This is a genomic window from Gilliamella sp. LMG 34361, assembly GCF_984569075.1.
In genome coordinates, this window is record NZ_OZ474903.1 from 278,298 (window position 1) to 290,284 (window position 11,987).

Annotated in this window: 13 protein-coding genes; 6 read left to right on the forward strand and 7 right to left on the reverse strand. The window is 34.6% G+C overall.

The window, feature by feature from the left end; genetic code table 11:
• Positions 1 to 178 precede the first annotated feature (178 nt).
• The 6 genes from miaB (at position 179) to AC5LXI_RS01460 (ending at position 7,475) form a co-directional block, all read left to right on the forward strand.
• Positions 179 to 1,606, forward strand: a complete 1,428-nt coding sequence (gene miaB / locus AC5LXI_RS01435) for a tRNA (N6-isopentenyl adenosine(37)-C2)-methylthiotransferase MiaB (protein WP_493443209.1) — start codon at positions 179 to 181, stop codon at positions 1,604 to 1,606.
• Positions 1,607 to 1,670: 64 nt separating this feature from the next.
• Positions 1,671 to 2,150, forward strand: a complete 480-nt coding sequence (locus AC5LXI_RS01440; RefSeq protein WP_493443210.1) for a zinc-ribbon domain-containing protein — start codon at positions 1,671 to 1,673, stop codon at positions 2,148 to 2,150.
• A gap of 24 nt (positions 2,151 to 2,174) precedes the next feature.
• A complete protein-coding gene (locus AC5LXI_RS01445; RefSeq protein WP_493443211.1) occupies positions 2,175 to 3,209 on the forward strand; it encodes a PhoH family protein in 1,035 nt (344 codons plus the stop codon).
• Positions 3,210 to 3,232: 23 nt separating this feature from the next.
• Positions 3,233 to 5,170 (forward strand): penicillin-binding protein 2, encoded by a 1,938-nt coding sequence (gene mrdA / locus AC5LXI_RS01450; RefSeq protein ID WP_493444227.1) that lies wholly within the window; start codon positions 3,233 to 3,235, stop codon positions 5,168 to 5,170.
• A gap of 2 nt (positions 5,171 to 5,172) precedes the next feature.
• Positions 5,173 to 6,279, forward strand: coding sequence for a peptidoglycan glycosyltransferase MrdB (gene mrdB / locus AC5LXI_RS01455; protein ID WP_493443212.1), 1,107 nt, complete (start codon positions 5,173 to 5,175; stop codon positions 6,277 to 6,279).
• A gap of 14 nt (positions 6,280 to 6,293) precedes the next feature.
• A complete protein-coding gene (locus AC5LXI_RS01460; RefSeq protein ID WP_493443213.1) occupies positions 6,294 to 7,475 on the forward strand; it encodes a serine hydrolase in 1,182 nt (393 codons plus the stop codon).
• Positions 7,476 to 7,645: 170 nt separating this feature from the next.
• Here AC5LXI_RS01460 and fliR read toward each other — a convergent pair whose 3' ends face one another.
• From fliR to AC5LXI_RS01495, 7 genes are read right to left on the reverse strand one after another with little or no spacing between them, the layout of a single operon-like run.
• On the reverse strand, positions 7,646 to 8,449 hold the full coding sequence (fliR, locus tag AC5LXI_RS01465; protein ID WP_493443214.1) for a flagellar biosynthetic protein FliR: 804 nt from the start codon (positions 8,447 to 8,449) through the stop codon (positions 7,646 to 7,648).
• Positions 8,450 to 8,454: 5 nt separating this feature from the next.
• Entirely contained in the window at positions 8,455 to 8,724 is a 270-nt protein-coding gene (gene fliQ, locus AC5LXI_RS01470; protein ID WP_493443215.1) for a flagellar biosynthesis protein FliQ, read from the reverse strand.
• Positions 8,725 to 8,745: 21 nt separating this feature from the next.
• Positions 8,746 to 9,489, reverse strand: coding sequence for a flagellar type III secretion system pore protein FliP (gene fliP / locus AC5LXI_RS01475; protein WP_493443216.1), 744 nt, complete (start codon positions 9,487 to 9,489; stop codon positions 8,746 to 8,748).
• A gap of 6 nt (positions 9,490 to 9,495) precedes the next feature.
• Positions 9,496 to 9,897, reverse strand: a complete 402-nt coding sequence (gene fliO / locus AC5LXI_RS01480; RefSeq protein ID WP_493443217.1) for a flagellar biosynthetic protein FliO — start codon at positions 9,895 to 9,897, stop codon at positions 9,496 to 9,498.
• Positions 9,898 to 9,917: 20 nt separating this feature from the next.
• Entirely contained in the window at positions 9,918 to 10,301 is a 384-nt protein-coding gene (fliN, locus tag AC5LXI_RS01485; protein WP_493443218.1) for a flagellar motor switch protein FliN, read from the reverse strand.
• Positions 10,298 to 11,371 (reverse strand): flagellar motor switch protein FliM, encoded by a 1,074-nt coding sequence (gene fliM / locus AC5LXI_RS01490; protein ID WP_493443219.1) that lies wholly within the window; start codon positions 11,369 to 11,371, stop codon positions 10,298 to 10,300. The genes fliN and fliM overlap by 4 nt, the downstream gene beginning before the upstream one ends.
• A 5-nt stretch (positions 11,372 to 11,376) precedes the next feature.
• Positions 11,377 to 11,847, reverse strand: coding sequence for a flagellar basal body-associated FliL family protein (locus AC5LXI_RS01495; protein WP_493443220.1), 471 nt, complete (start codon positions 11,845 to 11,847; stop codon positions 11,377 to 11,379).
• Positions 11,848 to 11,987 lie beyond the last annotated feature (140 nt).

Sequence of the window (11,987 nt, forward strand, 5' to 3'; positions counted from 1 at the left end):
TCAGTTGTTTTTTCGATAAATATATTACTAATTGTTTATTTTTTATATATAAAGCAATAAATATAGTTTTTTATATTTATTATAGACCCTACAATCACAAAGGATTACAATATGGCTCGCTAAAATCGCGGATTTAAACCCGTTTTCATTTTAACAATTAAATATAGCTGAGTTATTGATGAGCAAAAAATTACATATCAAAACTTGGGGCTGCCAAATGAACGAATATGATTCAACCAAAATGGCAGATCTCCTTGAATCCACTCATGGTTTAACCTTAACAGAAAATGCTGAAGAAGCGGATATTTTACTTTTAAATACTTGCTCTATTCGAGAAAAAGCCCAAGAAAAAGTTTTTCATCAACTAGGCCGTTGGAAGAATTTAAAACAGCATAATCCTAATATTATTATTGGTGTTGGTGGTTGTGTGGCATCACAAGAAGGTGCCCATATTCGTAAACGTGCGCCTTTTGTTGATATTATTTTTGGACCACAAACCTTTCACCGTTTACCAGAAATGATCGAACAAATTCGCAGTGGTAATGGCCAACATGTGGTTGATGTGAGTTTTCCTGAAATTGAAAAATTTGACCGTCTACCCGAACCACGTAGTGAAGGCCCAACGGCATTTGTATCCATAATGGAAGGATGTAACAAATACTGTACTTATTGTGTAGTACCTTATACCCGAGGAGAGGAGGTAAGTCGACCTTGTGATGATGTTATTTATGAAATAGCTCAACTTGCTGAACAAGGTGTTCGTGAAGTGAATTTATTAGGACAAAACGTAAATGCCTATCGCGGACCAACCTTTGATGGTGATATCTGTTCTTTTGCTGAATTATTACGTTTAGTTGCTGCTATTGATGGTATTGATCGTATTCGTTTTACCACTAGCCATCCAATTGAATTTACAGATGACATTATTGATGTTTATCGTGATACGCCAGAACTGGTTAACTTTTTACATTTACCGGTACAAAGTGGTTCTGATCGAGTTTTAAATTTAATGAAACGAACTCATACGGCAATTGAATATAAATCAATTATTCGCAAATTACGTAAAGTTCGCCCTGACATTCAAATTAGTTCAGATTTTATAGTTGGATTCCCAGGTGAAACTCAAGAAGATTTTGAGCAAACCATGAAATTAATCGCTGATGTTAATTTTGACTTAAGTTATAGCTTTGTCTATTCAGCTCGCCCAGGTACACCAGCTGCTGAAATGGAAGATAATGTCTGTGAAGATGAGAAAAAACAAAGACTCTACATTCTTCAAGAACGAATCAATCAACAAGCCATGCAATTTAGTCGTCGTATGTTAAATACCGTACAACGTATTTTAGTTGAAGGCCCATCTAAAAAGGATCTTATGGAGTTAACTGGTCGAACAGAAAATAATCGTATTGTTAATTTTGAAGGTCATCCAGATATGATTGGTAAATTTGTTGATGTTGAAATTACCGATGTTTATCCTAACTCGTTGCGTGGTAAAGTAGTGAGAACGGAAGATCAAATGGATTTACGGATAAGTGAATCACCAATATCGGTTATATCACGTACTCGTAAAGAAAATAATTTAGGCGTTGGTATTTATCAACCATAATTATAAAAAGTAGAGTAATTAAAATAATAATAAAAGATGATAATGGATAAGTAAGGAAAAGAAAATGTTTATTATATTTGGTAACAAAGGACGTGAAGTCACTGAAAATACAGGGCAATTTAATTGTCCAAACTGTTGTGCACAACAAAATATTACGGGTGATGAAAAGCAGCATCAATATACACAAATAAAAGTAGCTAAATATTTTACGCTATTTTTCATACCTATTTTTGATTATAAAACTTTAGGTCGATATATTAAGTGCCAACATTGTAATACAGATTATAATGAAAAGGTTTTAGATTATATCCCGCCAACATTTGAACAGCAAGTTGCCTCTTATATTGAACAAGAGTTAAAAAGTGGGACGCCGATTTCTATGCTAGTAAATAAATTGAAAAGCCAAGGATTAGATAACGACCAAGCAACTAGCGCGGTGGATAATGTCGTTAGTGGCAATATTGTTACTTGCCATAATTGCAATATGGATTTCCTAAAAGGTGTTGAAAAATGTCCTTTATGTGAAGGGCGTATTGGTAATTAAAATAAACAATTTGAGGACATATCTTTGAATATTATGACATATGAAACAATGCTTGAACCAGCAGACAATCAGCGGCTTAATAGTCTTTGTGGTCCTTATGATGACAATATCAAACAACTTGAACGCCGATTGGGTATTGAAATAAACCATCGTGGCAATCTATTTGCTATTACTGGCGATGCAATTTGTGCCAAAGCGGTAACAGAAATTTTACAATCGCTTTATAAGCAAACTAAAGTAAAAGATAAGATTGTCGATATCGAGCCGGAACAGATTCATTTAGCAATCAAAGAATCAGGTGTACTAGAAAAAGCTAATGAGCACTTACCTTCCTATGTTGATTTGTATGGCAGTAAACAAGTGATGATAAAGACTAAGCGAGGTGTAATAAAACCACGCACGCCTAATCAAGCACAATATATTGCCCATGTATTAGATTATGACATTTCATTTGGTATTGGTCCGGCTGGTACGGGGAAAACCTATTTAGCGGTAGCTGCAGCAGTTGATGCACTGGAAAAACAGCAAGTTCGACGAATTGTGCTAACACGTCCAGCGGTTGAAGCTGGTGAAAAACTGGGTTTTTTACCAGGTGATTTAAGTCAAAAGGTCGATCCTTATTTACGTCCACTTTACGATGCTTTATTTGAAATGCTTGGTTTTGAAAAAGTTGAAAAACTGATTGAAAAAAGTGTAATAGAAGTTGCACCGTTAGCCTATATGCGTGGGCGTACACTTAATGATGCATTTATTATTCTAGATGAGAGCCAAAACACAACAATAGAACAGATGAAGATGTTTTTAACACGCATTGGTTTTAATTCTAAAGCTGTCATAACTGGTGATATCACCCAAATAGATTTACCACGTCATCAAAAATCGGGATTACGCCACGCGATAGAAGTATTAAGCGATGTTGATGATATTAGTTTTAATTTTTTCAAGAGTGAAGATGTGGTTCGCCATCCTGTCGTGGCTAGAATTGTTAATGCTTATGAAAAATGGGAACAAAAAGAACATAAAGAACATAAAGAACATAAAGAACACAAGCAACCATAATTTAGAGGAGCTAGATTATCTCTATTTCAGGTGAAACAAAAAAAGGCAATATTCGCGATCACTCGGCAGAAACAAACTTATTTTTGCGTAGAGCGCTGTTTGCATTTGTGGTAATTATTTTATTAATCTTTGTATTAATAGCCAATTTAGCTGATTTACAAATATCAAACTTTAGTTATTATAGTACCAAATCAAACAACAATCGGATCGAAATTATCCCTATTCCGCCTAGTCGTGGAATGATTTATGATCGTAATGGTACGCCATTGGCGATAAATAATATTACCTATCAATTAAATATTGTTCCTGATAAAACCAAAAACCTTAACGAACAGTTTGAACAATTAAAAAAAATTGTTGATTTAACTGATGAAGATATTGAGAATTTCCAAAAGGAACGCCGTAATTATCGAGCTCATCGACCCGTACCACTAAAAGAAAATCTAACCGAAAAACAAATAGCGCGTTTTATTGTAGATCAGCATCGCTTCCCGTTTGTATCGATTGTTAAAATTCAACATCGATATTACCCATATGGCGCGTCGCTTACCCATATTCTTGGTTATATATCTAAAATAAATACTCAAGATAAACAACGCCTAGAAGAAGAAAATAAAGCTAGTGATTACGTGGCTACATTCAACATTGGTAAAATGGGGATTGAGCGTTATTACGAAGATGTATTACACGGTACGGCAGGTAACGAAAAAGTTGAAGTAAATAGCCGAGGCCGTATTGTTCGTTTACTTGAACAACACCCACCTCAAGCAGGTGAAGATATCTATTTATCTATTAACCTTAAATTACAACTCTATATTGAATCTCTGCTTGCAGGACGTAAAGCATCAGTCGTTGCTATTGATCCTAATAATGGTGAAATATTAGCAATGGTATCAAGCCCAAGTTATGATTCAAACGATTTTGTCGATGGTATTTCCAGTAAAAAATATAGCGAATTACTTAATGATCCAAGTAAACCTCTCTATAACCGGGCCTTACTCGGTGCCTACCCGCCTGCTTCAACGGTTAAACCATTTATTTCGATAGCAGCATTAAGTGAAGGCGTTGTTTCACCGAAAAGCGTAATTAATGATCCGGGTTGGTGGCAACTGCCAGGTACAGAAAGACGTTATCGAGATTGGCTAAAATGGGGGCACGGCCATGTAGATGTATTACGAGCGATTGAAGAATCGGTTGATACCTATTTTTACCAAGTTGCTTATGATATGGGCATAGATCGCTTAAATTCATGGATGACCAAGTTTGGCTATGGTGAGCGAACCGGTATTGATATTTCGCCAAGTGAAGAAACGCGAGCAGTCATGCCTAGTCGTGAATGGAAAATGAAACGCCATAAAAAATCTTGGTTACTAGGCGACACTATTCCGGTTGGTATTGGTCAAGGTTATTGGACAGCAACACCAATGCAAATGGTTAAAGCATTAACGACACTAATTAATAACGGTAAAACCTTTACACCACATTTTTTATTATATAAAAAGAGCGATATTATCAATACCAACCAAAACCAACCAACGATTGATCCGTCTAAATATGTTGAAAAAAACAGTTTAGTCGATGTTAATCCGGCCTATTGGACATTAGCAAAAGAAGGTATGCATCGAGTAATGTTTGGTGCGCGAGGTACAGCTCGTAAAGTTTTTGCGGGGGCAAAATATCAAGCCGCCGGTAAATCAGGTACCGCTCAAGTTTATAGTTTAAAAGTAAACGAAACCTATAACGCGCATAGAATACCAGAACATCTACGTGACCATGCTTTGTTTATTGCTTACGCACCTTATGATAAACCGAAAATAGCCTTAGCTATTGTACTTGAAAACGGTGGTGGAGGAAGCTCCAATGGTGGTGCGGTTGCACGTAAAATACTTGATTATTATCTTGAAGGAATTAACTCAACAGAATTAGATGATGGATCATCCAATACAGGACATGAAGATTAATTATGAATAATATTAAGAGATCTTTTTGGCAAAAGATACATATTGATCCGCTTTTTTGCTTATTTATAACCTTACTCCTTGGTTATAGTCTTTATATTTTATGGAGTGCTAGTGGTCAAGATATTGATATGATGCAAAAAAGGGTGATTCAAATATTACTTGGTTTTTTTGTAATGATTGTCTTTGCCCAATTTTCACCACGAAGTTATGAAAAGTGGGCTCCTTCACTCTATATTGTCTGCATTGTTATATTGCTATTAGTTGATATTTTTGGCTATACCAGTAAAGGTGCTCAGCGCTGGTTAGATTTAGGTGTTATTCGCTTTCAACCGTCCGAAATCGCTAAAATTGCCGTTCCTCTAATGGTAGCCAAATTTATTCATCGTGATGGCTGTCCTCCACCACTAAAAACCACTTTGCAAACATTAGCAATTATTGGTGTGCCAACACTATTGGTGGCCATGCAACCAGATTTAGGTACTGCTATTTTAATTGTTATGTCAGGTATTTTTATTATCTTCTTGGCTGGAATTAATTGGCGATTTATCGTTGTTGCGTTGATATTGATGGCCATATTCTTACCGATTATGTGGTTTTACCTAATGCACGATTATCAGCGTGAACGAGTATTAACTTTATTTAATCCAGAACGCGATCCTAATGGTACAGGCTATCATATTATCCAATCTAAAACCGCAATAGGATCGGGTGGAATATGGGGCAAAGGCTGGCTTAAAGGTACTCAATCACAGCTAGAATTTTTGCCTGAACGGCATACCGATTTCATCTTTTCAGTTATTGCTGAAGAGTTTGGTTTTATTGGCTCTATTATCTTACTAGTCTTATTCTTATGCTTAATTGTTCGTGGCTTGATTATTGCCTCCCAAGCACAAACGACCTTTGGTCGAATCCTTTCTGGAGGCTTGATTTTGGTCTTTTTTGTTTATGTATTTATTAATATCGGTATGGTCAGTGGAATCTTGCCAGTAGTTGGTGTACCATTACCATTAATAAGTTATGGTGGCTCATCATTAGTCGTTTTAATGGCAAGTTTTGGCATTATGATGTCTATTCACACTCATCGATACATGTTATCTAAAAACATTTAACGGAATTTTTATAAATGAAAAAGAAATTTAAATTATCTTTTGGCTTGTTGGTGCTCGCAATATGTTCTTCTGCCTCTGCAGAGATGGCTTTTCCTATTCCAGCTATCCCACAATTAGATGCTGAAGCATACATCTTAATTGATGCCAAATCTGGCGAAATTTTAGCGCAATATAATGCTGAACAACAACGTGATCCAGCAAGTTTAACAAAAATGATGACAAGTTATGTTGTTGGTCAAGCATTAGCATCAGGCCGAATTAAAAATGACGATATGGTACTGATCAGTAAAGATGCTTGGGCAACAGGCAACCCGGTATTAAAAGGCTCGTCATTAATGTTTTTAGAAGTAGGTAAAACTGTTTCAGTGTCTGATTTAAATAAAGGTATCATTATTCAATCGGGTAATGATGCATGTATTGCCATGGCCGAACATGTTGCTGGTAGCCAAGGTGCATTTGTTAATTTGATGAATGAATATGCGAAAAAAATTGGATTACAACACACTCATTTTGAAACCGTACACGGGCTTGATGCACCAGGTCAGTATACCACCGCTAAAGATATGGCATTATTAGGTCAAGCGTTAGTCCGTGACTTACCAAAAGAATATGCGATTTATAAAGAAAAAGAATTTACCTACAATCTTTCTAAACCACAAATGAACCGTAATGGATTACTTTGGGATACTACATTAAATGTAGATGGCATCAAAACCGGACATACTAATGCAGCTGGTTATAACCTTGTTGCATCAGCGGTTGATGGTAATACTCGTTTAATTTCAGCCGTGCTTGGTGGTCGAACATTTAAAGGTCGTGAAGAAGAGAGTAAAAAATTACTTACTTGGGGATTCCGATTTTTTGAAACGGCAAATCCTGTTAAACCAAATGATCCATTAGCTATTGAGTCAATTTGGTATGGTGATGAAAATAAAGTTAAGTTAGGTGCAATTAATGGTGCATATATCACAGTACCAAAAGGTCGCTCAGCAGATGTTAAAGTACAATACACCATTGATGATTATATTTATGCACCAATTACCAAAGGAACTGCAGTGGGTAAAATCCAATTTTTATTGGATGATAAAGTTATCAATGAACTACCTTTAGTAGCACTTGAAAATGTTGAAGAAACAGGATTCTTCGGCGGAATTTGGGATTGGATAGGCTTACAATTCCATAAATTATTTAATTAACTTTTTCTTAATAACCGCTGTGTAACTTTAGTTTACGCAGCGGTTTTTTTATTGGCTATAAGCAAATTTTAAATCTATGAAGCGTCAATTAAGGTTAATTTAGGCATTAAAAAACCCCATTCCTCAACTTTTTTATTAAAAATTATAGATAGCCATTAAGAATTATTTTGCTAAGAAGAAGTATCACCAAGATAGAGTAAAATTTGTGAAATAGATGAAAATATCTGCTCTAAAATAAATTCAATAAACGAAGGTAAAGACGAGATTAAGTAACTTAACATTATTAACCCACAGAACAATGTAAGTGGATAGCCGACTACGAAAATAGAGAGTTGTGGAGTGATTCTGTTTAACAAGCCTAACGATAGATTAATAATAAGCAATAGTGTCATTAATGGTAATGCCAACATAATACCATTAGTAAACAGTAAACCACTTATCTCAATTAATTCTAAATAGCCATTTTGTCTTAAAGGATAAAGACTTATAGGGATAATATTAAAACTGTTAGCTAAACCATAAAGTAACCATAAATGGCCATCTAAACTGAGAAATATTAATAATGCGATAATATTTATTAAACGCGATAACACCGAAGTAGACGGTCCTCCAATAGGATCATAAAAAGTAGCCATACCTAATCCCATTTGCATACCAATTAACTCGCCTGAAAATCTAACCGCCATAAATGTAAGTTGTATGGTAAAACCAATTATGATACCAATCATTATTTGTTGAGCAATAATCCAAATGCCCATTAACGAATAGATAGTAAGATTATTGTCTAACTGAGGTAAAGGTAAAACTATGACTATTAGTATGGCTAAACCTATTTTTATGCGACTAGGGACCTCTTTTTCGCCGGTAATAGGTGCGACCATAATTAGAGCAAAAATACGAACAAAAGGAAGGAAACTTGATCGAACCCAAGCAAAAAAATCAATATTAAACAGTTCTTGAATAGCTAAATCCATTAAAGTTAACTAGTTAAGTTTGGAATAGAGGTAATGACAAAACGTATATAGTCGGTCATTGTTGTAAGCATAGATGGACCTAAAATAATTAATACCACAATAACAGCTAAAATTTTCGGAATAAAAGATAAGGTCATCTCATTAATCTGTGTTGCTGCTTGTAGCAAACTGATAATTAATCCGGTCACTAACGCTGCTAATAATAAAGGGCCAGCAAGTGATGCCGCCACTTTGATGGCTTGCATCGCGAAATGACTAATATATTCTGACTCCATATAATTCCTTAACTTTTCAAGTTAACTAAAAAAGCTTTGCGCTAATGAGCCTAACAATAAATGCCATCCATCAGCCATTACAAATAACATAATTTTAAATGGAAGTGATACTGTTGCTGGGGGTACCATCATCATCCCTAATGCCATTAAAGTACTAGCGACAACTAAATCAATGACTAAAAAAGGAATAAACAGCGTAAAACCAATTTGAAAAGCCGTTTTTAGTTCACTAACTACAAACGCAGGGACTAAAACTCGCAAAGGGATCTCTTCTCGAGTTTGAATATCATCAGTATGTGACATATTTACAAATAATGCCAAATCGCTTTCTCGAGTTTGAGTTAACATAAATTCACGAAGCGGTTTAGTTGCATTATCTAAACCCTCTTGCATAGTAATTTTTTCTTGCGAATAAGGAACATAAGCATCTTGATATATTTTATCAATTGTAGGTGACATAATGAAAAACGTCATAAATAATGCAATGCCTAATATGACTTGGTTCGGTGGTGCAGATTGAGTGCCAAGTGCGCTGCGCAATAAGCCTAATACTATAATGATCCGAGTAAAGCTCGTCATTAATAATAAAATAATAGGGATAAAAGTTAGTAGAGTTAAAAAAACTAAAGTTTCAACAGGTAACGACCAACTTTGACCATCTTCAAGAGGTGTTTGAGTAACAACCGTCAACGGTGATAATGCGGCAAAACTATATTGGCCAACAAACAAGAGGCCTAGTAATATAATGAGTTTTAACCGCAGCATGATGAATTACTCCTTCTTGTTGGTATTTAACACAGACTGCAACAGCTGCTTAAAAAGATTATTTTTTGATATTTGTTCAACATCAACTCGATCATTTAATAACATTTCCGTTTTTTGTTCACTTATAGTATGTAGTAACGTCATTTGTTGGGCGGTAACGCCAACTACCAATAATTGGTTATCTACATGAACTAGTAAAATACGTTCTTTGGCACTTATGTTATATATTGCTTTAATTTCAATAAATTGTTTGCTAGATTTTTTCCAACCTATCCGTTTTATTATCCATCCTAAACATAAAATAATAGCAATTACACTAAAAAATGCCATACCAAGTTGGCTATATATACTAGATGTTGAGTTAGACGAGAATGTCTGTACACTGTCGGTTATAGTTGGAACGGTCATTATTGTCTCATTAATTACAGTTAACGACTTAATCTACGTACACGTTCTGAAGGGGTAATAATATCGGTAATTCTTACACCATAATTATCACCAACAACAACGATTTCACCTTGTGCAATTAAGTAACCATTAATGAGAATGTCTAATGGTTCACCGGCTAAACCATCTAAGGAAATAACTGATCCTTGAGTTAAATTTAAGAGATCTTTAATGGCCATTTTGGTTCGACCAAGTTCAACGCTTAAATTAACTGGAATATCCAAAATAAGATTAATATCTTGTTTTTTTACATCAGTTGATTCTGGTGATAAGGTTTCGAAAATAACCTCTTTAGTCAAAGATTCATCATCAACTACTACATCGTTTGGTTGGCTATCGTCATTATTATTTAGGCTATCACTCATTGATTGAACTCCCCTTCATTCAATTGTTCTAATACAGGACTACTTATTTGCTCTACTTGAATTGCATATTGTTTATTCATACTACCGTAACGGCCTTTTAACACCGGTACACCACCAATGGTAACATCAATGCTAGTGGGTTTTTCGATATCCAAAATATCGTTTACTTTTAATGCTAATAATTTGGCAACTGTAGTTTGAATGTCAGCAAAATTAGCGACTAATTCGACGGTTGATTGTTTAATACCACTAGTAAGTGAACTAATCCAGACATTATCATCTTTATAAGATTGAGCTTCGATAGGTGGTTTAATTAATAGCTCTTTGATTGGTTCAACCATTGTATAAGGAATGCAAATAGAAAAATTTGCTTTTAAGCTACCAACTTCAACCGTAAATGATGAAACTAAAACAACATCATCAGGTGAACTAGTAATATTAGTAAATTTGCTCTCTACTTCAGAACGAACGTATTCGGTTTCAATACTGTAAACATCATTCCAAGAATTTTGATACGCGTGTAAGGCAATATTTAATACACGTCTAATAATTTCTTGTTCGGTATGGGTAAATTCTCGGCCTTCAGATCCAACATTGATAGTATGACCATCGCCGCCAAAAAGGGTATCAACAACAATAAATATTAGTTCGGGTGAAAATGAAAATAAACAACTACCTCGTAGAGGGTTAAGATGGACTAAATTTAAATGGTTGTTTATCGAAGTTTGAGAAAACTCTTTAAACGTTTTAGGTTCAATGACAGATGTAATAATATCAGTATTATGGCGTAGTAAGTTAAATAACCCAATTCTAAATTGACGCGCAAAGCGTTCGTTAATAATCTCTAAAGCGGTTAATCGTTCAGGAATAAAGCTATGTTTAACTGATATATCATAAGGTTTAACTTCTGTTCGTTTATTTAACGGTGGTTGATAACTTTGTTCTGCTTCTTCTGTATTATTAGTAGATTTAGTATCTATCTCAATATCCGTATCTATGACTGAAGCATCTAGTGGATCCTTAACTAGAGGATCACTTGTATCGGTATTAGATTGAAGCTTATCTGACATAATAATTACCTTACAATGAAATCGGTGAATAACACTTCATCAATTTTTATTGAATGTTTTGCATCGTATTGACGAGATAATGCTGCTTTTATTTGTTCTTTTAATTCAAGCTTGCCGGACTCTGTCTTTAAATTATTAATATACTGTTTTGATGTTAACAACAATATATCACTTCTTATTTCTGGTAGATATTCTAACAATACGCTTTTTTGTTCTTCGTCTGCAATTCGTAATACCATACCAATATATAGAACTTTATTTGCCTCTAAATTATTTTCAGAAGGTGGTAGTGAAAGGGTAAATGGTTTTAATGTTAAAAAGACTGGAGCTAACACTTCCGGCTCCTCTTTTTTTATCTCAGCCGTCTTGTTAGGTTGCTTGTTAAACCATAAATAAGCAGCGAAACCGATTGCTAATAATGCAATTAGAATAAGTATTAAATTTAAAATACTTATTTTTTTTTTGTTAGTTGGCATATTTATTATCGTCTCAGTGAAATTAAATGAAATGGCTATAGCTGTTTGAATAGCCAAAAAACGTAAAAATGATAAATCATCGTTTAAGAATTAATTCAATGAATAGGCAATAAAAACAGTACTTATTCAATCTTTTTAAT